The sequence below is a fragment of the Planotetraspora sp. A-T 1434 genome, from assembly GCF_025420585.1.
In the GTDB taxonomy this organism is placed as follows: Bacteria; Actinomycetota; Actinomycetes; order Streptosporangiales; family Streptosporangiaceae; genus JAOEGB01.
Genome location: NZ_JAOEGB010000001.1, coordinates 398,979 through 414,866, shown reverse-complemented (window position 1 = coordinate 414,866; position 15,888 = coordinate 398,979). Strand labels below are relative to the sequence as shown.

Sequence of the window (15,888 nt, the reverse complement as noted above, 5' to 3'; positions counted from 1 at the left end):
CTGTGAGCCGTTCCTCGGAGCTCCTGAGACCCTGACGGAACGACGCCGGCTCAGTCGCCGGGGGCGATCAGGGATTCTCTGAGCTCCCGCTTGAGGATCTTGCCGACCGCGTTGCGGGGCAGCGCCTCGATGGTCTCCACCCGCTCCGGCAGCTTGTAGGAGGCGATCCCCGTCTCCCTCAGGTACGTGGAGATGCCCTCCATGTCGACGGATTGGCCGGGCACGGGCACGACGAAGGCGCAGACCCTCTCGCCCAGGACCTCGTCGGGATAACCCACGATCGCGACCTCGGTGACCGCCGGATGACCCGAGATGAGGCCCTCCAGCTCGGCGGCGGCGATGTTCATCCCGCCTCGGATGATCAGGTCCTTCGTCCTGTCCACATAGCGGAGGTAACGGTCGCCGGCCAGCTCGAAGAGGTCGCCCGTGACCAGGTATCCGGCGCCGTCGAACGGATCGGCCGCCGCCGTCCCCGCGAGGTATCCCGCGAAGACGGTGGGGCCGCTCAGCCGCAGCTCACCGGGCATGCCCTCGGAGGTGATCTCCTCCCCCGACGCCGGATCGACCAGCTTGATCCGGGTGCCGCCGAGTGCGCCGGGCCAGGTCGTGCCGGGGGCGTCGGGGCGCGGGAAGTAGCGGGCCCGGTCGTCGGGATCGGGCATGGTCGACGGCTCGGACAACAGCGCGATGCCCTCGTTGGACCCGAAGAAGTTGATGATCGCGATGCCGTACCGCTCCTGCCAGCCGCGCACCATGGCGGGCGGCAGGGGCGCCGACCCGGAGCCGATGCGGGTCAGCGACGAGATGTCGAACCGGGCGAGGGCCTCCGGGCGGTGCAGCAGCATGGTGAGCAGCGCGGGCGGCGCCAGCGTATACGTCACGCGCTCCGCCGTGATCTGCCCGAGGTAGACGTGCAGATCGAACGGGTGGTGCTGGATCAGCGCGAAGCCGGTGCGCAGCCATGGCAGGAAGACCCCACCGATCCCGGCCATGTTGACCATGGGGAACGGGTTGAGCACGACGTCGTCAGCGGTGAGGGCGGGCGCCTCGGCGCAGGTCCAGGCGACCGCGAGCCAGTCGTAGTGGCAGCGCGGCACGCCCTTGGGGGTCGCCTCGGTGCCGGAGGTCCAGCAGATCGTCACGCAGTCGTTGGGGTGGGTGTCGAGCGACTTCAGGTGCGCGTCGAGGACCGCCGGGTCCCCCGTGGCCGTCTCCAGATCATCCTCGTCCCAGACGAGCACGGCCCGCATGGACGGGATCTGGAGCTGTCTCACCGCCTCGGCGCTGGGACGGCCCATGAGCTCCGGGCAGGTGACGAACGCCTGGACCTGGGCGAGCCCGCCGAGCTGGGTCAGCTCGTACTGGCGATACTGCACGGGGAACGGCGTGACGATGGCCCCGATCCGGACGGCGGCGAGGAACGTGACCGCCAGCTCCACGCTGTTGGGGAGCTGGACCGCGACGACGTCGTCCCTGCCGACGCCCCGGTCCAGCAGCACGGCGGCCACGCGGTCGACCTCACGGTCGAGCTCCGCCCAGGTCAGCCGCTTGGACCGGCCACCGGTCAGCTCGGCCTTGTTGGGCGGGTCCGCCACGGCGAGCGCGCCGGGCCGTTCTGCCACCCGCGCTCTCAGGAGCCTGTCGATCGTGTCGTCGGTCCACCATCCTTCGGAGGTGTAGCGCTCGACGTGCTCTTTGCGGTGCAGTCTCATCGCGGACTCCGGGGGGCTCGGTGTCCGAGACACTACGAAAGCCGAAGCCCGTGGTCAATGGTTTCGGGCCCCGGTTGGGGGTAGCCCGAATATGACGTGGAAGGAGGCCCAGATGGATCGTGAGACCACACCTGGAGTGACCAAGGAGCACGACGTTATCGAGCTTCTGATACGGCAGCACGTCCAAATCAGGGAGCTGTTCGACGAGGTCGACAGGGGCCAGGGGGACCAGCGCCGGGAGGCGTTCAGCCGTCTCGTCCGCCTGCTGGCCGTTCACGAGACAGCGGAGGAGGAGATCGTCCATCCTTACGCACGGCGGAAGCTCGTCGGCGGCGACACGATCGTCGACAACCGCCTGCACGAGGAGGAAGAGGCGAAGGAGATGCTCGCCCGCCTCGACGACATGGACGTGACGACGCCGGAGTTCTCCCAGGAGCTGGAGCGGCTCCGGGCAGCGGTCTTCGCGCACGCCGCGGCGGAGGAGCGCTACGAGTTCTCCGAGTTGAAGGCCGCGACGACCGAGGGTGAGCGGCGCGCGATGGCAGTAGGGGTCAAGGCCGCCGAGGCCATGGCGCCCACCCACCCGCACCCCGGGACCGAGTCGGCGGCCAAGAACCTGCTCCTCGGCCCGCCGATCGCCATCATGGACCGCGCGCGTGACGTGATCCGCAAGGCGATGGGCAAGAAGGAATCCGGGGAAGGATAGCCGGACGGGTTCAGCCCAGCTCGAAGTGGACCTCGCGCCGCTCAAGAGGCTGGGTGCATGCCGTACACAGAAGCACGGGAGCGAGCGCGGCGCCGCAGGGGCGGTGGGTGATGGTCAGGCCCGAGCCCGGCGGCGCCGCGAGCTCTCTCTGCGCCCAGTCCACGAGAAACGCGAAGACCTCGAAGAACGCCAGGCCCTTCTCGGTGAGCCGGTAGTCCCCTGCGACGAGGCGGAAGACGTCGAGCTCGACGAACCGCCGCAGCCGGTCGGTGAGCACCGAGGGCGCGATGCCCAGCTCGGCCTGGAAGTCGACGAACCGCCGCGTTCCGAGGAAGGCCGCGGCCAGCACGGTGGTGCTCCAGCGGTCGCCGAGGATCTCCATCGAGTCGGGGCAGTACGCGTAGGCGTCCACGCCGGTGTCGCCCCGGACGGTCCGGCGATGCTGGCGGGGCAGGCCCACGCGGGAGAACGTGGCGAGCGGCCCCCGGATCGTCTCGGTGTCGCGGGCGCTCATCGGCTTACGGCAGTCGCCGCACGCCAGGTACGGCCGGGCCTCCTGGCCGCACAGGTCATGGAGGAACGGCGCCTCCTGCCGCCCGGTCCAGTCGCGTTCCCACGAGTAGATCGCCACGAGCAGCGACCACAGGTCGAGCCCTCGGGGCGTGAGCCGGTACTCGTACCGCGTCCGGCCGTCGCGGTAGGCGACCAGCGTGAAGATGTCGTGGCCGACCAGCTCTTTCAGCCGGGCGGCCAGGACCGACTCGGAGATGGGCAGCGCGTTGCGCCAGCCCGCGTAGGTGCGGATCCGGAGCAGGAACGCCCGCTGCAGGATCAGCAGCACCCACCGGTCGCCCAGGATGGCCAGGGCCTGCCCGATGGCGCTCAGGCCACTTTCCGGGTCCCTGTCCACGACGGTCCACTCTCCCTTTTCGCACGAGGGCGGTCCTTTCCCGTGCACTGGCGAAGGTACCAGCGTCAGGTGTCCGGCCCGCCGATTGACGGGCTGACTTCTTTTATCGTAGCGTCCACCCCATGACGGTGGTACTCATGGACGAATCAGGCGAGGCCAACCCGTACCTGCTCGGCGTATACGCTCCGGTTCAGGACGAGATCACGGCCGCCGACCTCAAGGTGATCGGCGAGATCCCCCGGGACCTCAACGGCGTCTATCTGCGCAACGGACCCAACGCCCGGTTCCCCATGCGGGGGCGGTATCACTGGTTCGACGGCGACGGCATGGTCCACGCCATGCACTTCGAGAACGGCCAGGCCCGCTACCGCAACCGCTACGTCAGGACGAAGGCGTTCGAGGCGGAGTCGGCGCAGGGCCGGTCCCTGTGGACGGGCGTCATGGAGAGCCCCAAGGGCAACCCGTTCGGCAACACCCGCGGCCTCAACCTGAAGGACTCGGCCAACACCGACGTCATCTTCCACCGGGGCAAGGTCCTCGCGACCTGGTACCTGTGCGGCTCGCCGTACGGCCTGGACCCGCTCAGCCTGGAGACGCTCGGCGCGGAGACCTTCCTCGACACGCTGACCGGCGACTTCATGGCCCACCCCAAGGTCGATGAGCGCACCGGCGAGCTGTTCTGGTTCGACTACGGGCCGCGCGAGCCGTACCTGCGCTACGGCGTCGTCGGGGCGGGCGGCGCGGTCGAGCACTGCGTGGAGATCGACATCCCGGGCGCCCGGCTGCCGCACGACATGGCGATCACCGAGAACCACGCCATCCTCATGGACCTGCCGCTCTACCAGGACATGGACGCCGCCCGGCAGGGCCGTTACAAGCTGACCTTCAACCGGGAGCTCCCGTCGCGGTTCGGCGTGATCCCCCGGCGCGGCGCGGCGCACGAGATCCGCTGGTTCGACGCCAAGCCCTGCTACATCTACCACGTCGTCAACTCGTGGGAGTCGGGCGACGAGATCATCCTCGACGTGTGCCGGGTGAGCCGTCCCGCGCCTCAAGGAGCGGGCAGCCCGCTGTCCCGCATGCTGTCCTATCTCAAGCTCGACGCCCGGATGTACCGGTACCGGTTCAACCTGCGGACCGGCACGACCAGCGAGGGCTACGTCGACGACGACCACAACACGGAGTTCCCGTCGATCGACGCCCGCCAGACCGGATATGCCACGAGATACGCCTACAACGTGTCCATCGTGAAGGACGCCCCGACGAACCTGTTCGACGGCCTGATCAAGTATGACAACGTGACCGGTGCCAAGGAGGAGTACTACTACGGCGAGCATCGCTACGGCAGCGAGGCCCCCTTCGCGCCGCGCGACGGCTCGACCGGCGAGGACGACGGCTACCTCATCACGTTCGTGACCGACGAGCGCGAGGGCGCCTCGGAGGTCCAGATCCTCGACGCGTCGGACCTCACGGCCGGTCCGATCGCCCGCGTCCTGCTCCCCCAGCGCGTCCCACTCGGTTTCCACGCCACGTGGGTACGCGCCGACCAGCTCGGCAGCGGGCGCAAGGACGGGGAATGAGGCACATGCGACTCAGCGTCTCTCTGGGCCTGTGGCAGGACCGGCCCGCCGGCGAGGCTCTCGCGACCGCCCGCGCGGCCGACGAGCTGGGTTACCCGGAGCTGTGGGTCGGCGAGATGGCGACCTACGACTCCTTCGCGCTCGCCACGGCGGTCGGCCTGCGGACCGAGCGGATCGGCCTCACGATCGGCCCTCTCGCCGTGGGCGTGCGCGACCCCATGATGATCGCGATGGGCGCCGCGTCGGTCGCGGATCTCGTCGGCCGTCCGGTCGCCATCGCCGTGGGAACGTCCAGCCCCCTGGTGGTCGAGCAGTGGCACGGGCGGATGGAGGCGAGGTCGGCCACCGTCCTGCGGGAGGCCGTCCAGGCCCTGCGCCCGCTGCTCGATGGCCAGAAGTCGGACTTCTCCGGCAAGTTCCTCGCCAGCCGTGGCTACCGGCTGCGGCTGCCCGCTCCGCGCTCCGAGCTCACCGTCGCCGCGTTCGGCCCGGCCGCCGTGCGGACCGCCGCGCTGGCCGACCGGATGGTGCTCAACCTCATCACCCCCGCCTCCGCCGCCCGCCTCATCTCGGACCTCCGTACGGCTGCCGCCGCGAACGGCACCGCCACCAGGGTGGCGGCGTGGGTCTCGGCGGCGGTGGATCCGGACGAGGAGGCCGTCAACAGGATCAGGCGTGGCGTGGTGGGCTACCTGGCCGCGCCCGGCTACGGCGAGATGTTCATCGAGGCCGGCTTCGGTGACGTGGTCGAGTTCGCCAGGACGCGGCCCCATCCGAAGGATTTGCTGGCCGCCATCCCGGACAAGCTTCTGGAGTCGGTGGCGTTGCTGGGAAACCTGGACGACGTCCGCGCGAGGCTGGCCGACTACGCCGAGGCCGGAGTGGACGAGGTGGCGCTCGTCCCGATCAGCACCGACCGCGACCCCGCCGGAGCCGCGACCCTCGCCGCACTTGCCACATCCACCTCCCCCTCCACCGCCCCTTCCACCGGGGCCTGAGCGGCGTGGCGGCGAACCGTGTGGCGGGGCCGGAACTCCGCCACACGGTCAGACGTTGTGCTGGCGACGCGCCCCGCCGGCCGGGGACCGCTCGGAGCTCCGACACGAAAGGCCCGACGATGTCGCCACTCGGCAAGTACTACGTGATCGCAGGAATTGTGGCCGTGATCGCCATCATCCTGCCGCTGCCGACGATCCTGACCTGGCTGATCGTGCTTGGCGTGCTCGGGGCGCCGGTAGTGGGCTATTTCATGCTCGACGAGTCGCAGCGCGCGCGGCTACGCCGGATCCGCCGCCGCCAGATCGGCCGCTGAGCCCGCCGCGCCCGCGGGCGCCACACGGGCGTCGCATGGCCGCAGGGCTTACGCGGGCACAAGCGTCACATACCCGCGGGTGTCGCGCGGGCGCGGGTCTCACATGCCAGGTGTCACATGCCCCCGGGTGTCACGCGGCGGCGACCGCCTGCTCGCCCCGGACCCGGTCGGTCACCTTGCGCTCCAGGACGAACGACAGGACCGGGATGGCGCCCGCGAGCAGCACGAGCAGCAGGAAGCGCATGGGCCAGCGGACCTTGAGGCCCAGGTTCAGCGCGGCCACCAGATAGACCATGTACAGGAAGCCGTGGATCGGCCCCACCACGGCGACCATCGTGTCACTCCCGAACCCATACTTCACGACCATGCCGGCACAGAGCACGAGCAGCATCACGCCGACGATGTACGCCATGACGCGGTAGAACTTGAGCGCGGATTCCACGTCGATCATTACCCTCTGCTGGGAAACGGTTATCTCACGATAGCCGGAGCGCTCGACGGTCCGTCCGGCGGTGCGGCGATGGTCAGGTCCGGACCGCCGGCTCCGCGGGCTCCTCGGCACGGGACCGTTCGCCGCGTACGGCGTCGCGGACGAAGTGGAACCACATGAAGACCGCGAAGGCCGCGAAGATCCACCACTGGGCGGCGTAGGCCAGGTTGCGCCACGTGAAGCCGCCGCCCTCGGTCGGAGGCGGGACGGCCACCGGCTTCGCCGTGGACGGCGGGTCCTGCGCGGTCGCCACGACGAACCCGTCCCGGAGCTTCACATCCGTCCACACGTTGATCAGCTCGGCCGTGGACACGGTGGCCACCTGCCCCTGCGGGAGCGGCCCGCCGCGGACCACGGCGTCCGTCTGCTCGGACGGCCGCAGCCGCCCGGTCACGGTCACGGTCCCGGCAGGTACGGCTGCCGCCGGATCCGCCGCCGAGGCGACCCAGCCGCGGACCACCGCGACGACCGTGCCGTCCGTCAGCCGCAGGGGCGTGAGGAGCCAGAAGCCACGGCCGCTGGCGGCCCGTCCGCCGGGCCCGCTGACATCCGGCTCCCGGTCGGCCACGAGGAGCTGAGCAGGGGCGTCGTAGGCCCCCTGGGCCGTCACGCGCCTGCCGAAGACGTCGGTGCCGATGTGCCGGCCCACGTCGGTCAGTTGAGAGACGGCGACGGGCGGCGGATCGGCGGCGAGCTTGGGCTTGCCGGACGCCTCGAAGACGCCGAGCTGCCACCGGCCGAGGAGCGTGAAGGAGATGAGCACCCCGACAACCAGCAGGTGAAGGGCCACCAGCCGGGGGGAAAGCAGGGTGCGGAGCATGGACACCACGCTATCCGCCGAGGGCGGCGGTCTCGAACGCGGAACCGCGCCAGGACATGATCGCAACGCCCGCCGACCGGCGGGCCGATGGGACCTTCGCCGGACCCCCGGCTCGAACACGGTTCGGGCAACGTATTCCCAGGGGTCACGCGCCGGAAGAGAGGGGACGACGCCGTATCGACAAAGAGGTTTTCCGCTTCAGGTGATGCCAGTGCAAAATCCGACAAATCGTCTCCACGGCCACCCCTCGTATCGCTAGAGTTTGCGCCATGTCGGACCCTCAGATCGACCCGGCCGGGAACACGCAGGCGTTCCGGGCCTTCGCTCAGAACCAGGACGCGGCGGCTTCAAAGGAGCAGCCGTCCCGCCTGCCGCTGTGGCTCGCCGTGGGCGCGGTGATCGTCGTGGCGCTCGCCGTGGTGGCATACCTCCTGGTCAGCTGACGTCCCCGACCTGCCGCCGACGACCGCGCCCGTCGGCGGCTTCATCGTGCCCACACCCGAGATACCCCGTGCCGGAATGCCCGAGCTTGAGCATCCGGCATACGGGCCATCTGGACCTGGCCTGGCCCGCTCATTAGATTGGACGGACCTGACCGCACACGTCGGTCGTGTTCATGATCGAGGCCCAGGTGCCGTACGTCCTGGACTGCCTGAGGCTGCTCTCCAGGACCAAGGCCCGGCGATGGACGTACGCCCCGAGGTCCAGCGGACCTACAACGAGCGCCTCCAGCGGCGGCTGGACCGGCTCGTCTGGACCAAGGGCGGCTGCACGAGATGGTACCTCGACGAGGACGGCACCAACCGCGCCATCTGGCCGGGCTGCACCTTCGAATGCTGGGCGCGGAGCCGGAAGGTGAAGCCCAAGGCCTGCGAGCTCGTCAGCCCGTCGCCGCGGCGGTCGGGCTCGGGGCGGGGATGACGACCAGAGCGCTGCCGCCGCCGCGCCGCGTGGGCTCCGCGACGGCCTGAACCTTCCCGTGGCCGAGGAACTCCAGGCCGGTAGCCGCCCCGATCTCTCCGGCGGGAGGCCCCGGGGCCGGCGTGAGAGTGTGCCCCAGCGCCGTGAGCCGCGCGCCGTACCGGTCGATGAACGCCGGCTCGGCCTGGGTCGCGGCCGTGTTGCGCTGGGACGCGCGAGGAGCGGCGATGGCCTCCGGCAGCGACATGCCGAATTCGACCCGGTTGAGCAGGACCTGTAGCACGGTTGTGATGATCGTCGCGCCGCCGGGCGAGCCGACCGCCAGCAGCGGCCTGCCGTCCTTCAGCACGATGGTCGGCGCCATCGAGGAGCGGGGGCGCTTCCCGGGGGCCGGGAGGTTCGGGTCGCCGGGCGCGGGTCCGAAGGTGAAGTCGGTCATCTCGTTGTTGAGCAGGAATCCGCGGCCGGGCACCACGATGCCGTTGCCGCCGGTCTGCTCGATGGTGATGTTGTACGCCGCGACGTCGCCCCAGCGGTCCGACACCACGAGATGGGTCGTCTCCGGCCCCTCCGGCTTCTCCGCGCCCTTGTCGACACCCTTGTCCACGCCCTTGTCCACGCCCTTGTCCACCGCATCCGAAGAGGGCGAAGGGGAAGGCGGGGCGCAGGGCCCGTAGGCGCCGTCGGGCGAGCCCGGCGCGGCGGGATGGGGCATCGCGACCGGAGCGATGAGGCACGCCCGCTCCTTGGCGAACCCGTCGGACAGGAGCCCCTCCAGCGGCACGTTCACGTAGGCGGGGTCGCCGACGAACGCGTTCCGGTCGGCGAAGGACAGCCGCGACGCCTCCAGGTATTCGTGCAGGCCAACGCGCGGCAGCGCCTCCAGGATGTTGAGCGCCTCCCCCACTGTCGAGCCGCCCGACGAGGGAGGGGCCATGCCGTACACGTCGAGGCCCCTGTAGGTGATCTTCGTCGGCTGCCGTTCGAGGGCGCGGTAGGCCGTGAGGTCGGAGAGCTCCATCAGCCCCGGCCTCACCACCCGCGTGGAGCCGGGAGTGATGGGCGGCTTCTTGACCGTGGCGACGATCTCCCTGCCCAGCGCCCCGCCGTACAGCCACGCGGGGCCGCGCCTGCCCAGCTCGCCGTACGTCCTGGCCAGGTCGGGGTTGCGGAAGACCGACCCGACGGGCGGCGGCTGCCCTCCGGGCAGGTAGAGAGCCGACGTCGAGGTGAAGTCCTTGAACCGTGCCGCGTTCTGCTCTGTCTGGTCGTGGAATGTCTGGTCCACGACGAAGCCGTCCCGCGCGGTGTCGATCGCCGGGCGCAGGGCCTGCCTGAGCGAGATCGTGCCGAACCGGCGCAGCGCCAGGTCCCACTGCGCGACGCTTCCCGGCACCCCGGCGGACAGGCCGCTGGTCACGGCGTCCCCGAACGGGATGCCCTCGAAGACCGTCGAGGTCATCGCCTTGGGCGCGGTCTCGCGGCCGTCGATCGTGGACACCCGCCGGGTCCTGGCGTCGTAGTAGACGAGGAACCCGCCGCCCGCGAGACCCGCCGAGTACGGCTCGGTCACGCCGAGGGTGGCTGCCCCGGCCACGGCGGCGTCCATGGCGTTGCCGCCCTGCTTCAGCACCTTCAGCGCGGCCCTGCTCGCGTCCAGGTCCACGGTCGCCACGGCCCCGCCGTACCCCTCGGCGACCGGTTTCTTGACGTACGGCTCCCGCGCGGAATCGTCAGGCCGGAAGTGCTCCTGTGCGGCCTGGGCGGGCGGGGCGACCAGGCTCGTGAGCGTGACCAGTCCCAGCGACGCGACGACGACGCCCCTCATGTGAACCTCCTCTGGGAGATCACTCCAGCATGACTCACGAGAGTCAGGATCGCTTCGGAAATGTCCGCATGTGGACGATGCCCCCTCGGCTACTCCGCCCGGCGTACGAGCCGGTGCCGCTCCGGGGGGATGCGCTGATCAGCCACGATGACCTAGCGTGCGGGAGTGCGTTCCCGTTCTGAGTGGTTCCATTGGATAAATCCCGTTATGCCCGTCGCCATCGGGCTGTTCCAGGTCTTCGGGACGATGGGCGCCCAGTACGTTGAGACCAGGAACGCCGACCTGGGCCGGGTGCCGCTCGACTGGCGGGGATACGCGCTGCTGCTGGTCGGACCCGCCGCCATCGCCCTGCGACGGCGTTACCCAATGGCCGGCTTGGTGGCCACCCTGGCTGCGACCTGCGCCTATCTCCTGCTCGACTTCTCCTACGGGCCCGTTTTCGCCGGCCCCGCGATAATGATCTTCTCCGCCGTCGTGTCCGGGCGCCGCCGCGCGGCGTGGTGGGCGACGGCCGCGTTCTTCCTGTTCATGATCGCGTATTCGACGTGGCTCATCCCCAACCCTCAGGGCTGGTTCCACCACACCGCGGTCGCGGCGTTCCTGCTGCTCACGCTGACCATCGCCGAGTTCTACCGGGCCAGGCGCGAGCGCCTCGCGGAGCGGAAACGGGTGGAGGACGAGGAGGCCAGGCGGCAGGCCAGCGAGGAACGGCTGACCATGGCACAGGAGCTGCACGACGTGCTCGCCCACAACATCTCGCTGATCCACGTCCAGGCGTCGACCGCGCTGCACCTGCTCGACACGCACCCGGAACAGGCCCGCACCGCTCTCACCACCATCAAGGGCGCGTCCAAGGACGTGCTGGCCGAGATGCGGAGCGTGCTCAGCCTGCTGAGAGAGGGCGCCCCGCGCTCCCCCACCGCCGGGATGGACCGGCTCGACGAGCTGGTCGAGCGGAGCGGCCTGCCCGTGCGGCTGGAGATCAGCGGCCAGGTGAGGCCGCTCCCGGCCGGGACCGACCGGGCGGGCTACCGGATCGTGCAGGAGTCGCTGACGAACGTGTCGCGGCACGCCCCGGGTTCGAGCGTCATCGTGCGGATCTCGTACGGTCCGGCCGAGATGGGCATCGTCGTGGAAGACGACGGGGCTGGGGCCGCGCCCGCCGTACACGGCCTGGGCGGCGGCAACGGCATACCGGGCATGCGCGAGCGGGCGGCGGCCCTCGGTGGATCGCTTTCCGCAGCCCCACGTCCGGGCGGCGGCTTCCGTGTGGCAGCCACCCTCCCCCTCCCGGCCTTGGACCCCGCCTCCGATCCTGGCGGTGCCGATCCTCAACGGGCCGAAGAACCAGAGCTCCAGAGCGAGAGCCGTACCGAACCCGAGGAGCCCACGTGATCAACGTTGTGCTGGCCGACGACCAGGCTCTCGTGCGGGCCGGGTTCCGGGCCCTGCTCGACGCCCAGGACGGCATGACCGTGGTCGGCGAGGCGTCCGACGGCGCGCAGGCCATTCAACTGACCAGAGAGCTGCACCCGGACGTGGTGCTGATGGACATCCGCATGCCGGGCATGGACGGCCTGACCGCCACCCGTCACATCGGAGAGGATCCCGCGCTGGACAGCACGAGGATCATCATGCTGACCACGTTCGAGCTGGACGAGTACGTCTTCGAGGCCCTTCGCGGCGGGGCCAGCGGCTTTCTCGTCAAGGACACCGAGCCGGCCGAGCTGATCCAGGCCGTCCGGGTCGTGGCCTGCGGCGACGCCCTGCTGTCGCCCAGCGTCACCCGCAGGCTCATCGCGGAGTACGCCTCGCGGGCCAAGGAGCCAGGCATCGCGCGGAACCTCGGCCAGCTCACCGAGCGGGAGCGCGAGGTGCTCGCCCTCGTCGGCACCGGCATGACCAACGACGAGGTCGCCGCCACGCTCTTCATGTCACCCGCGACGGCCAAGACCCACGTCAGCCGGACGATGACGAAGCTCCACGCCCGTGACCGCGCCCAGCTCGTCGTCATCGCCTACGAGTCCGGCCTCGTCAAACCCGGCTGGCTGTAGCCGATGCGCCCAGCCCTCTTGCTCACTGTGGGTTGACATCTCCCACGCGATCCGTAACCTTGATATCGAAGCTGGCTCCCATAGGGAGCCGGAAGTCGTGGAGCCGGGAACCCCCGCACAGCCGGGACCCCGGCTCGGCGCTTTTCAGCGGCCCCGACGGTCCGGAAATGGAACTTCCAGCAAGGCCGTGTGAGGTTCATACCACTGCGCCCAGTTGCCCTTGCCCTCAGCCATCGCACGGCGCCATGCGGCCGCGCACGCGTCTGCGATCCACAGGAGCGGCTCTTCCGATGGACGTCCCTGACGGACCGACGTCTCCGAAGGAAGGAGATCCGCCGTACGCAACGCCGCGACGGTTCTCGTGTCCGCCACCTGCAGCGACTTGGTGTCCCGCAACTCGATAAGGATGCTCTCGACCCCGGCCTTCGCCAGCCAGGGAAGTAGCGCCGCCATGACCGTCTGCCGGGCGCGCTCGCGGTCCGCGGTATGCCGGTAGCCGGTGACATGGCCGACGGCGAATGTCACTCCGCGCAGCATGGCAAGAGTAGAGACGATCTCACTCTTTCGGCGTTTGTCTTTGTCCGGCTCCATAACGAGCGGCTCGGGTGACCGAAGTGTGACTGGTCGCTTTCGGGGCGCCACGTTAAGTTGCGGGGGGAAAGTCCCGAGGCGAGGAGGACGGCGTGAAGTCGATCGCGCGTTTCTGTGGCAGTTGCAACTGCGGGTGTCCCGAGCTTTTCGTGAATCTGACGGCTCCGGTTGAGCGCCAGGTCGTCATCACCGACGACTTCGGGCAGAAGGTCGAGATGAGCCTGGACCAGTTCGGCTCGATCGTGGAGGCCGCGAAGACCGGCGCTCTGGACGACCTGGCCCTCGTCCGCTGACCGTGAACGCCGCCGCTCTTTTCGCCGGTGGCTTCACGGCCGGCCTGGCCGCCGGCACAGCGTCATGTACGGCGGTCCAGGGCGGCTTACTCGTCGGCCTCGTCCGGCGCCCCGCCAGCGGGCGGTCTCACCGATGCCGCTCCGACCCGTCGGGTCCAGGGAAGCCGGGTGGCGGGAGCTGTTGCCAACACGGCGAGCCGGACGCGGGAGGACGCGGCGACCTGGCCACGGTGGGGGCCTTTTTGACGGGGAGGCTGTTCTCCCACATCGCCGCCGGGGCGTTGCTCGGCATGCTCGGCTCCGCCGTACAGGTGAGCCCGAGGGCGAGGGCGGCGCTCCTTGTCGCGGCGGGAATCGCCGTGGTCGTCCTGGCTGTGCGACTGCTCAGGAGGGGCGGGTCACACAGCGGGGCAAGTTGCTCGGCCCACTCCGCCGAAACGGTCATCAGAACGCGGGCTCCCGGCGTCGCGCGGGGCCTGGCCCTGGGTGCCGCCACCATCCTGGTGCCGTGCGGCGTGACGATCAGCCTGGAGATCGTGGCGGTTTCCACCGGAAGCGTGATCGGGGGCGCGGCCGTTCTCGGGGGATTCGCCATCGGTACGGCTCCCGCGTTCGCGGCGCTGGGGCTGTTGCTGCGCGGGCTCGCCTCGACCAGGCTGGCGGTGATCGCCGGAGTCGCGGCCGTCGTGGCGGGTGTCCTCACGATCGGGTCGGGCCTCCGGCTGGGCGGGTGGCTCCCCGGCCAGTCCCCCTTCAGCGGGTCGCCGGCCACGGCCTCCGGGTCGTCGACCGGCACCGCGAACGACCCGCAAGCGGCGCGCCAGGGCATGCGGGTGAGGCAGAGCACGGACGGCACGCGTGCGAGGCAGGGGGACGACGGCGTTCAGCGGATCACCATCTGGGCGACCGACTACGGCTTCCGGCCCGGCATCGTCACCGCCGCGGCGGACCGGACGACCGAAATCGTGTTCCGTACAGACGGCGCCCGAGGCTGCACGCGGACCGTGGCCATTGACGACCGCGACGTCGCGCTCCCCGACACTGGCGAGGAGACGGTACGGCTGCCGCCACATAGGGCGGGACAGCTCAGCTACGCGTGCGGGATGGGGATGTACGTCGGCTTCATCCGGTTCGGATGACAAGGGTCTTAGGAATTACGCTCCGTAGCATCACCGTGACGTGCCAATCTGGCTGGCATGACTTTCCTGGGAGCCACGGAGACGACGGTCGCCTGGCCTGACGTTCCGGTCCCGCGCGGCCCGGAACCCGAGGACCCTTTCGAGAGCAGGCTGCTCGCCGCGGCCCAGGAGGGCGACCCCGAGGCCGCCCACCTCCTCGGCCGGCTGTGCGCCGAGCGGGGCGAGCGGGCGGCCGCCCGCCAGTGGTGGGAGCGGGCCGCGCAGGCCGGCAACGTCGACAGCGCCTTCAACCTGGGGCTCTGGCACCAGAGGCACGGCACGCTGGAGGAGGCCACGAGCTGGTACGAGCTGGCGGCCGGGACCGGCGACGCGGAGGCCGCGGTCAACCTGGCCACGCTCCTTCTGGAGCGCAGGGGCGACGTGCAGGCCGCTCGCCGCTGGTTCGAGCGGGCCGCCTCGGACGGCTCACGCCTCGCGGCCCGCCGCCTGGCCCTGCTCTGCGAGGACCTGGGAGACATCCTGAGCGCGCGCGACTGGCACCGCGCGGCCGCTCTCGACGGCGACCGGGACAGCGCGCATGACCTGGGCTTCCTGGGCTACGCGGCCGGAGACGAGGGCGAGGCCCGCCACTGGTGGGAGTACGCGGCGCGGGCCGGGCACGCCGAAGCGGGGTACTACCTGGGTCTGCTCCTTCACGCGACCCTCGATCCTGAGGGCGCGGAGGCGGCCTACCAGCTCGCCGCGCGGCACGACCATCCCCGCGCCGCCTTCCAACTCGGCGGCCTGGCCCTCGCCAGGAGAGATCTCCGTACGGCACGGTCCTGGTTCGAGCGGGCCGCGCACGCGGGCCGCGTGGACGGCCAGCGGATGGCCGGCTTCGTGTGCGTCGAGCTCGACGACCGCCCGGCGGCCGGGATCTGGTTCGGCCGGGCGGCCGCCGGTGGAGATCCGGAGTCTGCCTACAACTTCGGCCTTCTCCTGATCGCCGAGCACAACGACCTCAGGGGCGGGCAGCACTGGTTGCGGCAGGCGGCCGAGAAGGGGCACCAGCGGGCCCAGGCCGAGCTGCACACGCTGCTGTCGGTCACCGGGAGGGACGCTGAGGCGGAGCAGTGGCTGCTCGATGGCGCACACTCCTCCGGGGCCCACTCCTCCTGGGCCGACTCCTCCTGGGCCGACCCCGGCTGGCCGCCTCCCCGCTGGGATCACCCGGCGGAGCCGGACCTGGCCGCGCGGGCCGAACTCGCCGTGGCGACCGGCCGCCGCCGAGGCGACGCGGTGGCCGACCCGGCGGACCTGATGGAGATCCTCGGCACCTGGGACCTGCTCACCCGCGGCATGCCGGAGCCGGGCGACCCGATCGCCTGGCTGACCGAGACGAGCGGTCTGCACACGGCCGCCGTGCAGCATCTCAGCTCGGTCCGGGCGACCCTGCTCAGGCCGGGCACGGCCCCGTGGCCCACTCGGGCCGAGGTTGAGCACGTCCTGGTGACGACCCGCGACCTGCGCCGTCGCCTCGGCCTGCGCTGAGA

The 15,888-nt window shown here is 70.6% G+C and carries 17 protein-coding genes; 11 read left to right on the top strand and 6 right to left on the bottom strand.

Going from position 1 to position 15,888, the window contains the following annotated elements; genetic code table 11:
* Window positions 1-50: 50 nt before the first annotated feature.
* A complete protein-coding gene (locus N5079_RS01805; protein ID WP_261581500.1) occupies window positions 51-1,712 on the bottom strand; it encodes a class I adenylate-forming enzyme family protein in 1,662 nt (553 codons plus the stop codon).
* 112 nt (window positions 1,713-1,824) lie between these two features.
* Between N5079_RS01805 and N5079_RS01800 the strand changes: the two genes are divergently transcribed.
* Entirely contained in the window at window positions 1,825-2,418 is a 594-nt protein-coding gene (locus N5079_RS01800) for a hemerythrin domain-containing protein (protein WP_261581498.1), read from the top strand.
* A 10-nt stretch (window positions 2,419-2,428) separates the two neighbouring features.
* On the opposite strand, the gene N5079_RS01795 is transcribed toward N5079_RS01800, so the two are convergent.
* Complete coding sequence (locus N5079_RS01795; protein WP_261581497.1) at window positions 2,429-3,328, bottom strand: winged helix-turn-helix transcriptional regulator; 900 nt, start codon at window positions 3,326-3,328, stop codon at window positions 2,429-2,431.
* A 122-nt stretch (window positions 3,329-3,450) separates the two neighbouring features.
* Between N5079_RS01795 and N5079_RS01790 the strand changes: the two genes are divergently transcribed.
* From N5079_RS01790 to N5079_RS01780, 3 genes are all read left to right on the top strand, one after another.
* Window positions 3,451-4,908, top strand: coding sequence for a carotenoid oxygenase family protein (locus N5079_RS01790; RefSeq protein WP_261581495.1), 1,458 nt, complete (start codon window positions 3,451-3,453; stop codon window positions 4,906-4,908).
* 5 nt (window positions 4,909-4,913) lie between these two features.
* Window positions 4,914-5,906 carry an LLM class F420-dependent oxidoreductase gene (locus N5079_RS01785; protein WP_261581494.1) on the top strand — a complete coding sequence of 331 codons (993 nt, stop codon included), beginning with the start codon at window positions 4,914-4,916 and terminating at the stop codon, window positions 5,904-5,906.
* Between the two features lie 119 nt (window positions 5,907-6,025).
* A complete protein-coding gene (locus N5079_RS01780; RefSeq protein ID WP_261581493.1) occupies window positions 6,026-6,220 on the top strand; it encodes a hypothetical protein in 195 nt (64 codons plus the stop codon).
* Between the two features lie 130 nt (window positions 6,221-6,350).
* Here the strand turns inward: N5079_RS01780 and N5079_RS01775 are convergent, their stop codons facing one another.
* Together N5079_RS01775 and N5079_RS01770 are read right to left on the bottom strand one after the other, a co-directional pair.
* Window positions 6,351-6,671, bottom strand: a complete 321-nt coding sequence (locus N5079_RS01775; RefSeq protein ID WP_261581492.1) for a DUF3817 domain-containing protein — start codon at window positions 6,669-6,671, stop codon at window positions 6,351-6,353.
* Between the two features lie 73 nt (window positions 6,672-6,744).
* Complete coding sequence (locus N5079_RS01770) at window positions 6,745-7,530, bottom strand: SURF1 family protein (RefSeq protein ID WP_261581491.1); 786 nt, start codon at window positions 7,528-7,530, stop codon at window positions 6,745-6,747.
* Between the two features lie 269 nt (window positions 7,531-7,799).
* On the opposite strand from N5079_RS01770, the gene N5079_RS01765 reads away from it, so the two are divergent.
* Together N5079_RS01765 and N5079_RS01760 are read left to right on the top strand one after the other, a co-directional pair.
* Window positions 7,800-7,973 (top strand): hypothetical protein, encoded by a 174-nt coding sequence (locus tag N5079_RS01765; protein ID WP_261581490.1) that lies wholly within the window; start codon window positions 7,800-7,802, stop codon window positions 7,971-7,973.
* Window positions 7,974-8,214: 241 nt separating this feature from the next.
* Window positions 8,215-8,451, top strand: coding sequence for a hypothetical protein (locus tag N5079_RS01760; protein WP_261581489.1), 237 nt, complete (start codon window positions 8,215-8,217; stop codon window positions 8,449-8,451).
* Here the strand turns inward: N5079_RS01760 and N5079_RS01755 are convergent.
* Entirely contained in the window at window positions 8,411-10,279 is a 1,869-nt protein-coding gene (locus tag N5079_RS01755) for a gamma-glutamyltransferase family protein (protein WP_261581488.1), read from the bottom strand. The genes N5079_RS01760 and N5079_RS01755 overlap by 41 nt on opposite strands.
* A 207-nt stretch (window positions 10,280-10,486) precedes the next feature.
* Here N5079_RS01755 and N5079_RS01750 point away from each other — a divergent pair, with 207 nt between their 5' ends.
* Together N5079_RS01750 and N5079_RS01745 are read left to right on the top strand one after the other, a co-directional pair.
* On the top strand, window positions 10,487-11,674 hold the full coding sequence (locus N5079_RS01750) for a sensor histidine kinase (protein ID WP_261581487.1): 1,188 nt from the start codon (window positions 10,487-10,489) through the stop codon (window positions 11,672-11,674).
* On the top strand, window positions 11,671-12,333 hold the full coding sequence (locus N5079_RS01745) for a response regulator transcription factor (protein WP_261581486.1): 663 nt from the start codon (window positions 11,671-11,673) through the stop codon (window positions 12,331-12,333). Before N5079_RS01750 ends, N5079_RS01745 begins: the two co-directional genes overlap by 4 nt.
* A 144-nt stretch (window positions 12,334-12,477) precedes the next feature.
* Here N5079_RS01745 and N5079_RS01740 read toward each other — a convergent pair whose 3' ends face one another.
* On the bottom strand, window positions 12,478-12,924 hold the full coding sequence (locus N5079_RS01740) for a hypothetical protein (RefSeq protein ID WP_261581485.1): 447 nt from the start codon (window positions 12,922-12,924) through the stop codon (window positions 12,478-12,480).
* A 92-nt stretch (window positions 12,925-13,016) separates the two neighbouring features.
* Here N5079_RS01740 and N5079_RS01735 point away from each other — a divergent pair, with 92 nt between their 5' ends.
* From N5079_RS01735 to N5079_RS01725, 3 genes are read left to right on the top strand one after another with little or no spacing between them, the layout of a single operon-like run.
* A complete protein-coding gene (locus N5079_RS01735) occupies window positions 13,017-13,217 on the top strand; it encodes a hypothetical protein (RefSeq protein WP_261581483.1) in 201 nt (66 codons plus the stop codon).
* Between the two features lie 2 nt (window positions 13,218-13,219).
* Complete coding sequence (locus tag N5079_RS01730; RefSeq protein ID WP_261581482.1) at window positions 13,220-14,356, top strand: sulfite exporter TauE/SafE family protein; 1,137 nt, start codon at window positions 13,220-13,222, stop codon at window positions 14,354-14,356.
* A 57-nt stretch (window positions 14,357-14,413) separates the two neighbouring features.
* Window positions 14,414-15,886 carry a tetratricopeptide repeat protein gene (locus N5079_RS01725; protein WP_261581481.1) on the top strand — a complete coding sequence of 491 codons (1,473 nt, stop codon included), beginning with the start codon at window positions 14,414-14,416 and terminating at the stop codon, window positions 15,884-15,886.
* Window positions 15,887-15,888: the final 2 nt, after the last annotated feature.

What these genes read in the sequence shown, in the direction of transcription:
- N5079_RS01760 (WP_261581489.1), top strand. Translation starts at nt 8,215, where the DNA reads ATGGACGTACGCCCCGAGGTCCAGCGGACCTACAACGAGCGCCTCCAG.
- N5079_RS01780 (WP_261581493.1), top strand. Translation starts at nt 6,026, where the DNA reads ATGTCGCCACTCGGCAAGTACTACGTGATCGCAGGAATTGTGGCCGTG.
- N5079_RS01750 (WP_261581487.1), top strand. Translation starts at nt 10,487, where the DNA reads ATGCCCGTCGCCATCGGGCTGTTCCAGGTCTTCGGGACGATGGGCGCC.
- N5079_RS01805 (WP_261581500.1), bottom strand. Translation starts at nt 1,712, where the DNA reads ATGAGACTGCACCGCAAAGAGCACGTCGAGCGCTACACCTCCGAAGGA.
- N5079_RS01725 (WP_261581481.1), top strand. Translation starts at nt 14,414, where the DNA reads ATGACTTTCCTGGGAGCCACGGAGACGACGGTCGCCTGGCCTGACGTT.
- N5079_RS01800 (WP_261581498.1), top strand. Translation starts at nt 1,825, where the DNA reads ATGGATCGTGAGACCACACCTGGAGTGACCAAGGAGCACGACGTTATC.
- N5079_RS01770 (WP_261581491.1), bottom strand. Translation starts at nt 7,530, where the DNA reads ATGCTCCGCACCCTGCTTTCCCCCCGGCTGGTGGCCCTTCACCTGCTG.
- N5079_RS01755 (WP_261581488.1), bottom strand. Translation starts at nt 10,279, where the DNA reads ATGAGGGGCGTCGTCGTCGCGTCGCTGGGACTGGTCACGCTCACGAGC.
- N5079_RS01775 (WP_261581492.1), bottom strand. Translation starts at nt 6,671, where the DNA reads ATGATCGACGTGGAATCCGCGCTCAAGTTCTACCGCGTCATGGCGTAC.
- N5079_RS01785 (WP_261581494.1), top strand. Translation starts at nt 4,914, where the DNA reads ATGCGACTCAGCGTCTCTCTGGGCCTGTGGCAGGACCGGCCCGCCGGC.
- N5079_RS01790 (WP_261581495.1), top strand. Translation starts at nt 3,451, where the DNA reads ATGACGGTGGTACTCATGGACGAATCAGGCGAGGCCAACCCGTACCTG.
- N5079_RS01765 (WP_261581490.1), top strand. Translation starts at nt 7,800, where the DNA reads ATGTCGGACCCTCAGATCGACCCGGCCGGGAACACGCAGGCGTTCCGG.
- N5079_RS01740 (WP_261581485.1), bottom strand. Translation starts at nt 12,924, where the DNA reads ATGGAGCCGGACAAAGACAAACGCCGAAAGAGTGAGATCGTCTCTACT.